The organism is Rhodococcus sp. GA1, assembly GCF_024321955.1.
In the GTDB taxonomy this organism is placed as follows: Bacteria; Actinomycetota; Actinomycetes; order Mycobacteriales; family Mycobacteriaceae; genus Rhodococcus; species Rhodococcus pyridinivorans.
The window spans coordinates 3,565,883-3,581,626 of record NZ_CP097186.1 but is presented as its reverse complement, the minus strand read 5'-3'; the positions used below and the strand labels follow the sequence as shown (position 1 = coordinate 3,581,626).

Here is a 15,744-nt window from a genome sequence, read left to right as displayed (position 1 = left end):
CCGAGCGCGCGGAGACATTCTTGGCGACCACTTGGTGCGCGACGATCTCCGGCGCCCGCTCGGCACCAAGCCGGTTCCAAGTCCGGCCGCGCACGCTACCGACATGACTTCCGCATCCCTCACCCCGCGCCTCACCACCGACGACGACCTGCTCGGAATGCGGCTCGCGCACCGCGTGATCCTCCGCGACGTCACCCGGCTCCGCGAACTGGCGGACCGGATGCTCGCAGATCCGTCGAGCTTCGACAGGGCCCGCTACGCGGCGACCGCCGACTATGTCGGACTGTTCGTCGCGAGTCTCTACCACCATCACAACGTGGAGGACCTCGCACTCTGGCCGCTGATCACCGCGTCGGCCGGACCCCACGTCGACTTCACCGAACTCACCGACGACCACGACGAACTCGACCCGCTCCTCGACGAACTCGGCGAATTCACCCGTGGGCTCCCCGACCCCGCGGCAGTGGCCGGCTTCGCACGCACCCTCCGCACGCTGAGTGAGCACCTCCACGAGCACATCGCGGACGAGGAGGGAACGGTCTTCCCGCTCATCACCGGGCACGTCTCCGCCGACGCGTGGCAGCGGTTCGAGAAGGACGCCCAGCGCGGTGGCCGGGCCGACTTCGACCTCACCCGCTTCTTCGCCGTGATGACCGAGGACGAGACCGAGCGGGTCCGCCGCGAACTGCCCCTTCCGGTGCGACTGATGGTCGCGGTCTTCTCCCGTCGGCAACGACGCCGCGAGCGTGCGGTGTTCGGATGACCCTGCTGTTCGGCTAACCCAGGATCCCGCGGTCGTAGGCGACTGCGACCGCGGCCGCCCTGTCCTTCACCTCGAGCTTCGCGAAGACGTGGGTCAGGTGGGTCTTCACGGTCGCCTCGCTGATGAACAGCTCCTGGGCGATGGCCCGGTTCGAGGTGCCCTTCGCGACGAGCGCCAGCACCTCACGCTCCCGGGCGCTGAGCGCCTGCGGGGCGGTGGGTGTCCGCATGTGGTTCATCAACCGCGACGCGACCACCGGCGACAAGACGGTCCGTCCCTCCGCCGCGGCCCGCACCCCGGCGAACAGGTCGTCCCTCAGAGCGTCCTTGAGCAGGTAGCCGGTCGCGCCGGCCTCGATCGCAGGCACGGTGTCGGCGTCCGTGTCGTAGGTCGTCAGCACCAGGACGCGACTGCGCGCACCTCGCGCGACGAGTTCGGTGATCGCCTGCACTCCCCCGCCTCCCGGCATCCGCAGGTCCATGAGCACCACGTCGGGGTCGAGTTCGAGCGTGAGGGTCACGGCCTCCGGACCGGAGGCAGCCTCTCCGACCACGTCGAATTCCGGGGATGCGGCGAACATTCCGCGCAGGCCGTCCCGCACGACGGGGTGGTCGTCGACGATCAGCACGGTGATCTCGTCCGCGTCGGTCACGACGTCCTCCCGGCCCTGATCAGCGGCACCCGCACCGAGACCGCGGTCCCCACACCCGGTTCGGACTCGACGTCCACGACGCCGGCGATCCGGTCGGCACGGGACTGCATGCCCCGCAACCCGAATCCGTCGCCCGGTGTCGCGCACGGATCGAAACCGCATCCGTCGTCCCGGATGTCCACACTCACTTCGTCGTCCATATAGGACACCGTGACACCGGCACGGTGTGCGGAGGAATGCTTGGCGACGTTCGCGAGGGCCTCCTGGGTGATGCGGAACAACGTCACGCCGATGTCGTCGTGCAACGGTTCGGTGGTGCCCGTGACCGTGAGATCGACCCGGATCCCGTGTTCGGCCGACCATCTCTCCACCTCGTGGGCCAGCGCGTCGTCGAGCGTGCGGTGTTCGAGTACCTCGGGAGCGAGATTGCGCACCGAACGACGGGCGTCGCCGAGGCTGCGTCGGGCGAGGTCCGTCGCCCTCTCGACGTGGCGCCGCGCCGCCTCCGGGTCGGTGGTGTCCTGCGCGGCCTGCAGCTGCGTGACGATCCCGGCCAGGCCTTGGGCGAGGGTGTCGTGGATCTCCGCGGCGAGTCGGCGACGCTCGTCGTCGATCCCCGCTTCCCGGGCGTGGACCAGCAGCTGCGCGTGCAGAGCCTCGTTCTCGGACAGCGCGTTCTCGAGTTGCACGTTGGTGCGTTCGAGTTCGGCGATCGCAGCCAGCCGTTCGAGACTGCGTTGCTCGTCGCGTTCGGCGAGCCTCATCATCAGCATGGAGATCGACGCGTTGAGCACGACGAGGAGCCCGAACGCGATCCACATGGTCGTGTCCTCCGGCGGCAGACCGCCCGCCTGCGAACCCGCCACCGTCACGGCGGTGACGAGCAGCCCGAACCGGATCCAACGGTCCGGCAGCATCGCGTGGGCATCGAAGTAACCGGAGGCCGCGTAGATCGCAAAGAACGGGTTGAGCCAGCTCAGGACGAACGCCAGGGCGGACCGGAGGAGGTAGTAGACCGCGTCGCCCTCCGGCATCGACCGACGGCGACGGCCCCGCCACAGTTCCAGACCCACCGCCACCGCGGTGAGCACCGCTGCCGTGTACCGCTCGGCGGGACTCATCAACAACGTCGCGGTGCCGACGGACAGGACGGTGCCGGTGGCGAGCATCCCCACCGGCGCCCATCTGTAGGTCCGAAGCCACGGATCGTCGGTGGTCGTCGGTGCCGTCATGGCTTCCAGGATGACGGTCGACGCGGTCACTGCCAACGGAACCACCGGATCGCCACGCCGGTCAGGACGACGGTCCAACCCACCACGACCGCGATGCCACCGAGGTTCGGCAGGCCGCCCGCGGCGGTCTCGTCGAGCAGTTGCGCTGCGGCACCGAAGGGTGTCAGCTCCACGATCCGTCGCAGCAGCTCGGGCATCGCCTGCACCGGAAGCCATACGCCTGCACTGAACATCAACGGGAAGAACACGATCGTGCCCAGCGTCTGGGCGATCCGCACGGACGGTGCCACCGCAGCCAGTGTCGCTCCCGCGCTCAGTGCCGCAGCGAGAGTGACGAGTACCGCGAGTGCGTATCCCCACGGCTGGGCGGGGAAGGCGACTCCGAAGGCCGCCCGACCGACGATCAGTGCGAGGACCACCGACGCCAGGACCGCGATCGCGTGCACCACGATCTGTGCGGTCAGCAGGTGCGACGGACTCGCCGGGGTCACGGCGAGCCTGCGGAGGATGCCCCGTTCTCGGTACGACGACAACACCGCGGGCATCGTCTGGACACCGGCCACGATCATCGCGAGGAGGATCGCCACGGGGACGTACAGATCGATCACCCGCAGACCACCGAGGTCCGGATCCGGTTCCCGGAAACCGGGAATCATGCCGAGGATCACGAGCAACAACGTGGGGAAGACGAGGATCCAGAAGAGCGCCCCGGGTTCCCGCGTGAACAGTCGTGCCTCGGTACGCAGAACGGCGGTCGATGCGGACATCGTCGGGGTGCTCGTCGTCGACGTCTCGACGAGCCTGGTGCGGACGGTCGGGTCGGTCATGACGTGCTCCTGGTGTCGGTGAGATCGAGGTAGGCGTCGTCGAGGGTCGCTTCGGCGATGCGGAGGCGTTCGGCCGTGACGCCGAGGCGTGCCAACAGGCCGAGTACCGCGTGGATCGACTCCTCACTGCCTTCGACGGCCACCCGTTCCCGGGCGGTGTGCACGGAGACGACGCCGGGCTGGGCTTCGAGGAGCGCGGGGTCGAGCGGACCGGACGGGTGGAACGAGACCACGATCGCTGCGGACGACTGCCCGATCAGCTGGGCCGGCGTCCCCAGCGCACGGATGCGCCCGGAATCGAAGACCGCGACACGGTCGCAGAGGCGTTGTGCCTCTTCCATGAAATGTGTGACGAGCAGGACGGTGACGCCGGAATCACGCACCTCCTCGATCAGTTCCCAGGTGTCACGGCGCCCACGCGGGTCGAGTCCGGTGGTGAGTTCGTCGAGGACGACGACGCGCGGTGAACCGATGAGTGCCAGTGCGATGAACAACCGCTGTTTCTGGCCCCCGGACAGTTTCGTGAACCGGGTGTCGAGCATGCGGCCGAGCCCGAGGCGTTCGGCGAGCACATCGCCGTCCGCGGGTCGGGCGTAGAAGGCCGCGTACAACCGGAGGGCCTCGCGCACGGTCAATTTCGGCTGCAGCTCACTCTGCTGCAACTGCGTGCCGAGCAGTTCGGTGACGGCCCGGTGGTCGCGGACCGGGTCGAGGCCGGCGACGCGGACGGTGCCCTCATCGGGTTTTCGCAGACCCGAGATGTGTTCGACGGAGGTCGTCTTCCCGGCCCCGTTCGGACCGAGGATCCCGAAGATCTCACCTTCGTGGATCTCGAAGCTCACGCCGTCCACGACGGCGCGACCTCCGTACGACTTGTGCAGATTGTTCACTTCGACGATCGGCATGCATCGAGCGTCGCGCGGAGCACAGGTCCCGCACATCGTCCGTCCGTCTCGATCGGATGTCCCCCGATCGGATGATGGCGAGGGTCATCCGGCTCGGGCATGATGTCGCCGTGCGTGTTCCCCGTCGAGATCAACCCGCGCGGCGCGAGGCCGCTCGGGTGTTCGACACGGGAGAACCCACATGGAATACAACGCAATGATCGAAATCGACGCCGACCTCGATCTCCTGACCGACGACGAGACCGTCGACCTCATCGAACCGATCGTCCCGCACCACGGGGCGGTGGGCCGCAGCGACAACGGTCGCGCCCAGCTCATCATCACCGTCGACGCCGTCGACGCGATCCACGCGCTGCGGTTCGTGCGCGACCTGATGCAGGACTCGTACTCGTCCTACCGCGTGAACGCGGTGGATGTATTGCCCACCAGCGCGTTCGACGCGATCTACGGTTTCGGCGACTACTTCGCCTGATACGGGAGCGCGGTGGGGGTCCGCGCTGCGCGGACCCTCACTTGCGGCGCCCGAACCTGCGCATGCCGAGCAGGTAGCGCGGGATCGACCGGAACGGGACCCGCACCGGCCAGTCGTCGGGACGGAAGTACGCCTCGGTGCCGCCGTCGACCACCACGACGCTGCCCGTCATGAAGTCCGCCGCCGGGGACAGCATGAATTCGACCCACTGCGCGATCTCGTCGGGCTTCCCGAAGCCCCCGAGCGGAACGGGGAAGCTCTCCACCACCTTCCCGAGGGGGCTCTCGAGTTGCGCGTCGAGCAGCGGGGTGGAGATCGCTCCGGGCGCGAGGATGTTGAGGCGGATGCCGGCACCCGCCCACTCGGGGGTGACCGCGGCGCGTCGCGCCCATCGGGTCACGGCGATCTTCGACGCCGCATAGGTGAACGGCGGGCCCGCCTGCGAGATGCGGGTGGTGCGCGCGACGCCCTTGTCCATGTCGCCGGCGAGGAAGGCCTTCACCGCCGAGTTCGGCACGCCGGGAGTCGTGGTCGTCGAATTGGATCCGAACACCACGACCTTGCTGTTCGCGGAGGCGGCCAGAGCTGCTCGCCATCCGACGAGCAGGTCGATCACGCCGCGCACGTTGACCTGCGCGATGATCTTCTCCTTGCCGGGGGTGGGGCCCAGGCCCGCGGCGAGCACGGCACCGTCGAGACGGCCGCCCGCCAGCTCGAGCGTGGCCCGGACGGCGTGGGAACGACCCTCCGGAGTGGATAGGTCCGCCGTGACCTCGGTGTCCTTCAGGTCGATGCCGATCACCGTGTGCCCGGCGGCCCGCAGCCGCTCCGCGCTCGCCCGGCCCATTCCCGAGGCGGCACCCGTCACCGCATAAGCCGCCATGTGCCCCTCCATCGTTGGATTCGGGGCACGTTACAGCGAGGCGACCGCCTCGTGCAGCAGGGAGACGTACCGAGCGAGACCTGCCGCGTCGAGGACATCCGGGGAGGTCGTCACCGACAGGGTCACGGTGTCGCCGATCCCGTGCACGCCGTGGGTGAGCGCCTGCACGGGCGACAGGCCCGGGAAGCCCGAGGTGAACCGCACCCGCCCGCCACCGAGTTCCAGGTCGGCCGGACCTCGGTAGACGCTCGACACGACGGTGTTGCCCGTGACGGTGGGTGGGACGACGGACAGGTCGAGTCGGTCGGTACCGAACCGCAGCAACGGTGCGGGGACGTGGTCGTCGGTGCGGACCCGGATCGCCATGGCGGGGTGCCGCGCACGGATCCGTTGCAACGCCAGGTCGGCGGCGATCGCCGCGGCACGTTCGTGCGGGTCGCGGAGCGCGCAGTGCAGGTCGACGCCGACGTTGCGGTAGCTGTTGCGGGCCGTGCCCGGCGCCACCGCGACCGGCACCTCGGCGGACAGTTCGTCGACGCCGAGGAACTGCGACAGGGCGGCGCCGATGGCCGTGAGCGCGCCGATGGTGACCGTGCCGACGCTGCGCAGGGCGGCGGAGTCGAACACGAGTGTGCGGACCGTCCGCCGCGGCCCGGGTGCGGTGTTCACAGCGACCAGCGGCCTCCCCGGGGTGGGTGGCGGCACCGAGGGGTCGGCGAGCTGTCGCGCCGCATCCACCGACCGCCGCCCGTCGGCGATCACCCGTGGAATCGAGAACGGCAGCCGCAGGACGGCACGCGTAAGCATCCCGGCGGGCGAGAGGGCGCGCGGCGGTGTCGTGGGTGTCGCGGTGCCCGCCAGCAGATCGCGGGCGAGCGCGGAGGAGCGCACCCCGTCTGCGAAGGCGTGCGACATCTGCAGGACGACCACGAGGGCGGGACCGTTCCCGCGCGGAGCACCCGTGACATGTGGGAAGACGTGCAGTCGCCACGGCGAGACGGTGACGTCGACGCGGGTCGCGACGAGCCCGGACAGCGCGACGAGCATCTGTTCGTAGCTGCCGGATTCGTGGACGACGAACCGGTCTTCTGCTGGGGTGTGCGCTGCCCAGTAGGGATAGTCGAGACCCGCGGGTACCTCGACCATCCGTACCTGCAGCTCCCCCATCACCGCCGCCCGCGACCGCAGTTCGTCGAGCACGTCGGCGACCGGAGTCGCGGGGGCGTCGAAACAGTAGAGGGCGAACAGGTCGCCCGGGATGCGGTCGCCGAGCCATTCCCGGCGCGCGTCCGACGGATGCATCTGCACGAGGTCACAGTCTGCCTGCCGCCGGAGGCACGTGCGGGGCGGGTATGAATGGACCATGAGCGACGACACGACCGATCCGTACCTATGGCTCGAGGACGTCACCGGCGAGGAACAACTCGACTGGGTGCGTGCCCGGAACGACCGAACGGTCGAGGAGTACACCCGCACCGAGAGCTTCACCGACCTCGAATCCCGCATCCGCGAGATTCTCGACACCGACGCCCGCATCCCCTATGCACGTCGGCGGGGCGAGTACCTCTACAACTACTGGCGGGACGCCGAGCACGTACGCGGCCTGTGGCGTCGCACGACGATAGAGCAGTACCTGCGCGACGAACCCGAATGGGACGTCCTCGTCGACCTCGACGCCGTCGCCGAGGAAGAGGGCGAGAACTGGGTGTGGTCGGGTGCCCAGGTGCTGCGGCCCGATCAGACCCGCGCGCTCATCAGCTTGTCGCGCGGTGGTGCCGACGCGAGTGTGATCCGCGAGTTCGATCTCGTCGAGCGACGATTCGTCTCGGGCCCGGACAGTTTCGAACTGCCCGAGGCGAAGACGGACATCGGGTGGATCGACTCCGACACCGTCTATGTGGGAAGCGATTTCGGCGACGGGTCGCTCACCGACTCGGGTTATCCGCGACTCGCGAAGCGTTGGCGGCGCGGCACTCCGATCGATGAGGCCGAGACGGTCTTCGAAGGTGAGCGCACCGATGTTGCTGTCTCCGCCTGGTACGACAACACGCCCGGATACGAGCGCAGCTTCGTCGACCGCGCGATCGACTTCTACCGGGCGCAGCGTTTCGAACTCACCGCGGACGGCGAGCTCGTCGAACTGGATGTTCCCGACGACGCGCGGGTGAGCGTGTACCGCGACCACCTGCTCGTGCGCACCCGCTCCGAATGGCTCGGCCATCCCGCCGGCACGCTGCTCGCCGCGAACTATCCGGCCTTCCTCGCCGGCTCGCGTGAGGTGACGGTGCTGTTCGCCCCGGACGAACACACCTCGCTCGAGCAGTACGCGTGGACGCAGAATCACCTGCTCGTCGTCACACTGCGCGACGTGCAGACCCGCGTGCGGGTGCTCACACCGGGTGAGGACGGTTGGTCGGACGAGGAACTGCCCGACGTCCCCGATGCCACGTCGACTTCGATCATCGACGTCGATCCGCTCAACAGCGACGACTTCTTCCTCAACTCCAGCGGTTTCACGATCCCTGCGACCCTGCTGTCGGGGACGGTCGGCGGCCCGGTGGAGGCGATCAAGCAGGCCCCGTCGTTCTTCGACGCCGAGGGCATCACCGTCGAGCAGTTCTTCGCGACGTCCGACGACGGCACGCAGGTGCCCTACTTCGTGGTCGGCAGCAACACCGGAACCCCGTCGCCCACACTGCTGTACGGGTACGGCGGGTTCGAGAACTCGATGGTGCCGGCCTACAGCGGCGGCGTCGGGCGGGCGTGGCTCGAGAAGGGCTACACCTACGTCATCGCGAACATCCGCGGTGGCGGCGAGTACGGACCCAGCTGGCACACGCAGGCCCTGAAGGAAAACCGGCACAAGGTCTTCGAGGACTTCGCCGCGGTCGCGAAGGATCTCGTCGCGCGCGGGATCACGACGGCCGAGCAGCTCGGCACCCAGGGCGGCAGCAACGGCGGTCTGCTCATGGGCGTGATGCTCACCCGCTATCCCGAACTGTTCGGGGCGATCGTGTGCCAGGTGCCGCTGCTCGACATGAAGCGCTACCACCTGCTGCTCGCCGGTGCGTCGTGGATGGCCGAGTACGGCGACCCCGACAACCCCGCGGAGTGGGAGTTCCTGTCGAAGTACTCGCCGTACCAGAACACCGACCCGGATGCCGACTACCCGCCGATCCTCGTCACCACGTCGACGCGCGACGACCGGGTGCATCCCGGCCATGCGCGGAAGATGGTGGCGCGGCTCGAAGAGCAGGGTCACGAGGTCCGGTACTACGAGAACATCGAGGGCGGCCACGGCGGCGCTGCCGACAACGCCCAGGCGGCGTTCAAGTCGGCGCTGACGTTCACCTTCCTGGCGGACAAGCTCGCGAACCGGTGAACTTCGGGGAGGCTGTGTGCGTTCTCGTCGAGAAAGACGCACACAACCTCCCTCATCTCGCCGGTCCGGTGGACTCGCGGACGACGAGCTGCGTCGGGAGCACGAGTTCGTCGGCCACCGCGACCCGCTCGTAGGCCTGCCGGGCGAGCATCTCGATGGCGCGCGCCCCGGCGTCCTCGGTGCGTTCGGCGAGCGTGGTGAGCGACGGCCGGCACAGGTCGGAGCCGAAGATGTTGTCGAATCCGACCACGCTCACGTGCTCCGGGACGGACACCCCGCGTTCCCGCATCCGGCGCAGCACCCCGATGGCGAGCATGTCGTTGTGGCACACCACCGCGGTGGCACCGGCCGCCACGGCGGCGTCGGCCGCGGCGGCACCGCCACCGAGCGTCGGCGAGTAGGGGCCGAAGCGACGCACCGCGATGCCGTGAGCCTGCGCCGCGGCCTGCAGACCGGCCCAGCGCCGCGCTCCCGACCACGACTCGGGCGGACCGCCGAGGAACAGCAACGAGCGGTGCCCGAGCGACGCGAGGTGGTCGACGATCTGCCGCGTGCCCGTCTCGTAATCGGCGACAACGCAGGAGATTCCGCGGATCGCCCGGTTCACCAGGGTCACGGCGTCGAATTCGGCGACGCGCCGCAGCTCGTCGTCCGGCATACGGGCGGCCGCCAGGACGAAACCGTCGACGGCCGGCCCCAGCCGCCGGATGATGTGCGCTTCGGTGGTCGCGCTCTCCTGGGTGTCGGCGAGGACGAGGGTCCGGCCGGAGGCGACGGCGGCGCGTTCGGCCCCCTTGATCACGCCCGAGAAGAAGGGGTTCGTGATGTCGGGGACCAGCAGCGCCAGGGTGTTGGTGCGTCCCGATTCGAGGGCGCGGGCCGCGGGGTTGGGTGCGTAGCCGAGCCGGTCGGCGACCTCGAGGATGTGGTCGCGAGTGGCGGCGTTGACGCGACCGGGCTTGGTGAACGTGCGCGAGACCGTCGACGCCGCGACCCCTGCCTCGCGGGCCACATCGGTGATGGTGGCGCGTTTCCGTGAACGCGGAGAGGCCGACATACGGACAGTATGGCAAAAAAAATGGCAAACGATTGTCGTGGGCTGCGCCACACCCATAACGTCCGTGTATCCGATACTGAAGACCCACCCCCCGAGGCATCCGATGACTGAAAACACCACGGTGCAGCGCACGCCCCGCAAGGCGGCCCTCGCCGCGTGGAGCGGCAGCGCACTGGAGTACTACGACCTGGCGATCTACGGTACCGCCGCTGCGCTCGTCTTCCCGAAGATCTTCTTCCCCGAGGGCAACCAGGCGGTCGCGACCGTCGCGTCGCTCGCGACCTTCGGCGTCGCCTACGTCGCACGCCCCTTCGGCTCCGTCCTGATGGGCCACATCGGTGACCGCTTCGGCCGCAAGCTGATTCTCGTCGGCACGCTGCTACTGATGGGTGTCTCGACCTTCCTCATCGGCTGCCTGCCGACCTACGGACAGGTCGGCATGATCGCGCCGATCCTGCTGGTCGTGCTGCGGCTGCTCCAGGGGCTGTCCGCCGCGGGTGAGCAGGCCGGCGCGAACTCGATGTCGTTCGAACACGCCCCCGACGACAGACGCGGTTTCTTCACCAGCTGGACACTGAGCGGCACGCAGGGCGGCCAGGTGCTCGCACCTCTGATGTTCCTGCCCGTGATCGCGCTGCTGTCCGAGGAGCAGTTGCAGTCGTGGGGCTGGCGCGTGCCCTTCTGGATCAGCGCCGTGATCGTGCTGGTCGGTTTCCTCATCCGGCGCAGCCTCGACGAGACCCCCGAGTTCCACGCCAAGAAGGCGCACGACGAGGCCCCCAAGGCACCGCTGGCCGTGCTCTTCCGCCAGCACTGGACCGGCGTCCTGCGCGTCTTCTTCGCGGCCTTCATCGCCATGGTCAACACGGCCTTCCAGGTGTTCGCCCTCAACTTCGCCACAGCCGACGAGTACGGCATCGGCATCAGCGACACCACGATGCTGTGGCTGGCGATCGTCGCCAACATCATCGCCGTGGGCACCATCCCCATGTGGGCCCTGCTGTCCGACCGCATCGGTCGCAAGCCGGTCTTCGTCTCCGGCCTGATCGGCAGCGCCGTGATGGTGACGGCCTTCCTGTGGTCGATCTCGCGGGGCGACGTGCCGCTCGTGCTCATCACCGGAATCCTGCTCGCCGGCGTGGTCTACAGCATGCCGAACGCGGTGTGGCCCGCCACCTACGCCGAGTACTTTCCCACCAGCGTCCGCCTGTCGGGCATGGCGATCGGCACCCAGTTCGGCTTCGCGCTCGCCGGTTTCACCCCGGCCATTGCCGGCTCGCTCATGGACGGCAACGCCGACAACTGGTACCGCGTGGCCCTGTTCTGCGTCGGCGCCGTCGCCATCTCGCTGATCGCGGTGGCCACCGGACCGTCCGGAACCCACAAGATCCCCACCCGTGAGATCGGCCTGCTCCCCCACGATCGGAACACCGCGCCGGTCCCCGCCGGAGCGGCATCGTGAGTGCTCGTCCGACGATCGCCGTTCTCAACGGGCCCAATCTCAACCTGCTCGGCACGCGCGAACCTCATCTCTACGGCACCGCGACGCTGGCGGACATCGAGAAGTCGTGCCGCCGCACCGCCGACGACCTGGGCTTCGACATCGACTTCCGGCAGAGCAACCACGAGGGCGCACTCATCGACGCCGTCCACGAACTCCGCGAATCGGCAGCCGGTTTCGTCGTCAACGCCGCGGCCTACACGCACACCTCGGTCGCACTGCACGACGCGCTCGTGACCGTCGCGGCACCGATCGTGGAAGTGCATTTGACCAACGTCCACGCCCGCGAGGAGTTCCGGCACCGTTCGTTCGTCGCTCCCGTCGCGAAGGCCGTGATCGCCGGATGCGGCCCCGACGGATACGAGTTCGCCGTCCGTCACCTGGCCGCACTCGCACTCGATACCGAGAAGAAGGAAAGCTCCCGATGACCACCGCAGCGCCCGCACGTACGTCCTTCCTGCTGGGCCTGTTCGGCGCCGGGATCGGCGGTTCGCTCACCCCGGCCATGCAGGAACGGGAGGGCTTCGCCTCGGGACTGAACCTGACCTACCGCCTCGTCGACGCCGAGCGCCTCGGCTACGGCGCCGAGAACCTGGCCGAGATGCTCGACTGGGCACAGCGTTTCGGCTTCGACGGGCTCAACATCACGCACCCCTTCAAGCAGGTCGTCATCCCCCTGCTCGACGAGTTGTCCGACGACGCCCACGATCTCGGCGCGGTCAACACGGTGGTGTTCCGGGACGGTCGCGCACTCGGCCGCAATACCGACTGGTCCGGCTGGGGGCGCGCGTTCCGCCGCCGGCTGCCCGAGGCCGTCTCCGACCGCGCCGTGCTGGTCGGGGCCGGCGGTGCCGGTTCGGCCGTCGGGTACGCGCTGCTCGAACAGGGCTCCGCGCACGTGTCCATCGTCGACGTCGACGTCGAGAAGGCGCAGGCCTGCGCGACCCGCCTGGCCAAACGCTTCGGCGACGACCGGGTCCGCGCGACCACCGATCTCGCCGGCGCTCTGGCCTCGGCGCAGGGTCTGGTCAACGCGACCCCCACAGGCATGACCGGCCACCCCGGCCTGCCCGTCCCCGCCGAGCTCGTCCGCGAGGACCTGTGGGTCTCCGACGTCGTGTACTTCCCGCTCGAGACCGAACTGATCCACCTCGCCCGCTCCCGCGGATGCCGCGTGGTGCCCGGTGGCGGCATGGCCGTCTTCCAGGCCGTGGGTGCCTTCGAGTACTTCACGGGCGTCGAACCCGACGCCGAACGAATGGTCCGACACTTCGAGGAGCTGACCAGCTGATGCGCCGCGGAATCGCCACCGTCTCGCTCTCCGGTGTTCTCGCCGACAAACTCGACGCGATCGCCGCTGCAGGATTCGACGGGATCGAAATCTTCGACAACGACCTCATCGCGTCGCCGCTGTCACCCGCCGAGGTAGCGCGGCGCTGCGCCGATCTCGGTCTGTCGATCGACCTGTTCCAGCCGATCCGCGACATCGAGGGCGTCGACCCGCGGCGATTCCCCGACGTCCTGCACCGCGTCCGCCGCAAGCTCGAGGTGATGAACGAGCTCGGCGCAACGACCTTCCTGGCGTGCTCGAACGCGCTGCCGACCGCGATCGACGATCCGGAACTGTCCGCCGAACAGCTGCGCGCCGTCGGCGATCTCGCCGCCTCGCACGGGGTCACCTTCGCCTACGAGGCCCTCGCCTGGGGACGTCACGTCAACCGGGTCGGGCAGGCGTGGAATCTCGTCGAACGCGCCGACCACCCGGCCGTGACGCTGGCCGTGGACACCTTCCACATGCTCGCACGCGGCGACGACGGACGCGCCCTGGCCGGCATCCCCGGCGAACGCATCGGCTTCCTGCAGGTTGCCGACGCCCCGGTGCTCGACATGAACGTCCTCGAATGGAGCCGCCACTTCCGGTGCTTCCCGGGGCAGGGCATGCTCGACGTCTCCGGGGTGGTCGCGGCCGTGCTCGACGCCGGTTACGACGGTCCGCTCTCGCTCGAGGTCTTCAGCGACGTGGTGCGCGAAGCGGATCCGCATGTGACCGCGCGCGACGCGATGCGGTCGCTGCTGTTCCTCGAGGACCGGCTCGGTGCGCGGGTCACCGGGCCCGCACGCGAGAAGGTGACGGTCGCACCGCCGCTTCCGGCGCACACCGACGCGGCGTTCGTCGAACTCGCCGACCCCGACCGCACCGACTACCCGGCGCTGCTCACCGGACTCGGATTCCATGTCGCCGGCCGGCACCGCAGCAAGCCCGTCGTGTGGTGGCGCAACGGCGGCGCGAACGTCGTCCTGAACGAGGAGCCCGCGCCGGGTCCCGCCGCGACCGCGCTGGGTCTCGTCGCCCCCGACGTCGCCGCGGTGGCCGAACGCGCCGCGAACCTGCTGTGGCCCGCGGTCGACCGCACCCGAGGGGAGGGTGAAGCAGGCCTGCCGGGCATCACCTCGCCCTCCGGTCTGCACGTCTTCGTCAGTGCCGAGCCGGGGCAGACCGACGACTGGCACAACGACTTCGTGTCCGACGACGCGGCAGCCACTCCCCCGGCCGACGAGGGATGGCTCGGTCTCGACCATGTCGACGTGACGGTCGCGGCGGACGACCTGAACCAGGAGCTGTCGTTCTTCCGCACCCTGTTCGGACTGCGGCCGGAAGACCCCGAGGAGTACATCCAGCCGCAGGGCCGCCTGCGCATCCGCGCACTGCGCGCGGAGAAGGGTGACCTGCGGGTCGCGCTGAACGTCTCCGAGACCGGTGCTGCGCCCCAGCTGCACGGTGTGACCCAGCTGGCCTTCGCCACGGCCGACGTCGTCGACTCGGTACGCCACGCACGTGCGCGCGGCGTGGAGTTCCTCCGGCCGCCCGCGAACTACTACGCGGATCTCGACGCGCGGTTCGTGCTCGACCCCGACCTGCTCGCCGTCCTGCAGGACAACGGCCTGCTCTACGACCGCAACGACGACGGCGGCGAATTCCTGCACGCCTACACGCTCCCGGTGCAGGGCAATTTCCAGGTCGAACTCCTCGAACGGCGCGGCGGATACACCGGATACGGCTCCCCCAACGCCCACGTCCGGCTCGCCGCGGCCGCCCGCGCGGGCTCAGCGGTCACGTAACCACGCCACGATCGTCGCGACGGTGTCGTCGTTGTCGCGGATCCAGCCGTTGTGGCCCAGTGCCCGCGGATTGTGCCATCGGGTGATCTCGGTGGAGGGCAGCTTCTCGAGCAGGTGCTGCGCCGACGCGACCGGGGTGAGGTCGTCGTCTTCGATCGTGATCGACAGGACGGGGAGCGTGAGACGCCCGACCCGTTCCTCGTAGTCGATGTCCGCACCGGCCGGTTCGAACCGGCCGGTGCGGGCCAGTCGCGCCCAGTCGGAGATCAGCACGCGCGACTGCCGGCCGAACCCGGCGACGTCGATCCGGTCGCCGGGCCAGAATCCGGCGACCGCGGCGGTCAGCGACATCGCCGTCGATCCGAGCCACAGTCCCGGGCCGCGGACGCCCCCGTGATGCCGGTAGTAGGGCGTGCCCGACGCGACGAGGATCAGTCCGCCGAGCCGGCCGCGGATGCGCGCGGCGTAGAGCACCCCGAGTTGGCCGCCCATGGAGTGGCCGAGAAGGTACGGCGTCGAGTCGGGGAAGCGCTCCCGCACCACCTCGAAGACAGCGGGGAAGTGCGTCGCGACGATCTCGTGGTAGCCGTAGGTGCTGTCGGGTCCGGGCCTCGGACGGCTGTCGCCCTGGCCGGCCAGTTCACAGATCGCCGCGTCGAATCCGTGCTCGGTGATCGCCTGCCCGAACGGCTCGTAGTAACCGGCAGGGATGCCGAGCCCCGGCACGATCACCACGACGGCGCGGGAGGCGTCGCGACGTGTCTCGTGCTCGTGGTCGGGTCCCGCGAAGAGGCGCACCGGGGCCGTGGTGCCCCCGGGAAGCTGGATCGGTACGGTCTCCACCGGCCCAGACTAGGCCGATCCGGACGCGGCGGGTGCCGGTTTCCCCAGTGTCCCTGCCACCCCGAGTCCGGAATTCAGGGTCGGGATGGGGGTCGTGCCCGGATGTG

The 15,744-nt window shown here is 69.3% G+C and carries 15 protein-coding genes; 7 read left to right on the top strand and 8 right to left on the bottom strand.

All coding sequences use genetic code 11. From position 1 onward, the window contains the following. Positions 1–103: 103 nt before the first annotated feature. On the top strand, positions 104–763 hold the full coding sequence (locus M3330_RS16870) for a hemerythrin domain-containing protein (RefSeq protein WP_255025602.1): 660 nt from the start codon (positions 104–106) through the stop codon (positions 761–763). A gap of 13 nt (positions 764–776) precedes the next feature. Here M3330_RS16870 and M3330_RS16865 read toward each other — a convergent pair whose 3' ends face one another. The 4 genes from M3330_RS16865 to M3330_RS16850 all read right to left on the bottom strand — a co-directional run bounded on the left by M3330_RS16865 (position 777) and on the right by M3330_RS16850 (position 4,379). Next, on the bottom strand, positions 777–1,343 hold the full coding sequence (locus M3330_RS16865) for a response regulator transcription factor (RefSeq protein WP_229579808.1): 567 nt from the start codon (positions 1,341–1,343) through the stop codon (positions 777–779). Positions 1,344–1,411: 68 nt separating this feature from the next. Further along, complete coding sequence (locus M3330_RS16860) at positions 1,412–2,647, bottom strand: sensor histidine kinase (protein WP_255025600.1); 1,236 nt, start codon at positions 2,645–2,647, stop codon at positions 1,412–1,414. Between the two features lie 26 nt (positions 2,648–2,673). Further along, positions 2,674–3,474, bottom strand: a complete 801-nt coding sequence (locus M3330_RS16855; protein WP_219129367.1) for an ABC transporter permease — start codon at positions 3,472–3,474, stop codon at positions 2,674–2,676. Next, positions 3,471–4,379: an ABC transporter ATP-binding protein gene (locus M3330_RS16850; RefSeq protein ID WP_254707508.1), complete on the bottom strand. Its 909-nt coding sequence runs from the start codon at positions 4,377–4,379 to the stop codon at positions 3,471–3,473. Before M3330_RS16850 ends, M3330_RS16855 begins: the two co-directional genes overlap by 4 nt. Positions 4,380–4,560: 181 nt before the next feature. Here M3330_RS16850 and M3330_RS16845 point away from each other — a divergent pair, with 181 nt between their 5' ends. Further along, entirely contained in the window at positions 4,561–4,851 is a 291-nt protein-coding gene (locus M3330_RS16845; RefSeq protein WP_019291132.1) for a hypothetical protein, read from the top strand. Between the two features lie 37 nt (positions 4,852–4,888). On the opposite strand, the gene M3330_RS16840 is transcribed toward M3330_RS16845, so the two are convergent. Together M3330_RS16840 and M3330_RS16835 are read right to left on the bottom strand one after the other, a co-directional pair. Continuing rightward, positions 4,889–5,734 carry an SDR family oxidoreductase gene (locus tag M3330_RS16840; protein WP_121208859.1) on the bottom strand — a complete coding sequence of 282 codons (846 nt, stop codon included), beginning with the start codon at positions 5,732–5,734 and terminating at the stop codon, positions 4,889–4,891. A gap of 30 nt (positions 5,735–5,764) precedes the next feature. Then, a complete protein-coding gene (locus M3330_RS16835; protein WP_219129369.1) occupies positions 5,765–7,099 on the bottom strand; it encodes a wax ester/triacylglycerol synthase domain-containing protein in 1,335 nt (444 codons plus the stop codon). Here M3330_RS16835 and M3330_RS16830 point away from each other — a divergent pair. Beyond that, a complete protein-coding gene (locus M3330_RS16830; RefSeq protein ID WP_219129370.1) occupies positions 7,098–9,116 on the top strand; it encodes a prolyl oligopeptidase family protein in 2,019 nt (672 codons plus the stop codon). The two genes, M3330_RS16835 and M3330_RS16830, sit on opposite strands and share 2 nt — an antisense overlap. Before the next feature lie 52 nt (positions 9,117–9,168). Here M3330_RS16830 and M3330_RS16825 read toward each other — a convergent pair whose 3' ends face one another. Then, the gene (locus tag M3330_RS16825; RefSeq protein ID WP_019291129.1) at positions 9,169–10,173 is read right to left on the bottom strand and encodes a LacI family DNA-binding transcriptional regulator; all 1,005 of its coding nucleotides are present in this window, start codon (positions 10,171–10,173) and stop codon (positions 9,169–9,171) included. A 103-nt stretch (positions 10,174–10,276) separates the two neighbouring features. On the opposite strand from M3330_RS16825, the gene M3330_RS16820 reads away from it, so the two are divergent. Genes M3330_RS16820 through M3330_RS16805 form a run of 4 tightly spaced genes read left to right on the top strand, consistent with a single transcriptional unit; the run spans position 10,277 to position 14,794 of the window. Then, the gene (locus tag M3330_RS16820) at positions 10,277–11,635 is read left to right on the top strand and encodes an MFS transporter (protein ID WP_255025594.1); all 1,359 of its coding nucleotides are present in this window, start codon (positions 10,277–10,279) and stop codon (positions 11,633–11,635) included. Then, on the top strand, positions 11,632–12,102 hold the full coding sequence (gene aroQ, locus M3330_RS16815) for a type II 3-dehydroquinate dehydratase (protein WP_024101795.1): 471 nt from the start codon (positions 11,632–11,634) through the stop codon (positions 12,100–12,102). Before M3330_RS16820 ends, aroQ begins: the two co-directional genes overlap by 4 nt. Further along, positions 12,099–12,965, top strand: a complete 867-nt coding sequence (locus tag M3330_RS16810) for a shikimate dehydrogenase (protein ID WP_019291127.1) — start codon at positions 12,099–12,101, stop codon at positions 12,963–12,965. Before aroQ ends, M3330_RS16810 begins: the two co-directional genes overlap by 4 nt. Further along, entirely contained in the window at positions 12,965–14,794 is a 1,830-nt protein-coding gene (locus M3330_RS16805) for a sugar phosphate isomerase/epimerase and 4-hydroxyphenylpyruvate domain-containing protein (RefSeq protein WP_219129372.1), read from the top strand. The genes M3330_RS16810 and M3330_RS16805 overlap by 1 nt, the downstream gene beginning before the upstream one ends. Here M3330_RS16805 and M3330_RS16800 read toward each other — a convergent pair. After that, positions 14,780–15,637, bottom strand: coding sequence for an alpha/beta fold hydrolase (locus tag M3330_RS16800; protein WP_071935572.1), 858 nt, complete (start codon positions 15,635–15,637; stop codon positions 14,780–14,782). The two genes, M3330_RS16805 and M3330_RS16800, sit on opposite strands and share 15 nt — an antisense overlap. Positions 15,638–15,744 lie beyond the last annotated feature (107 nt).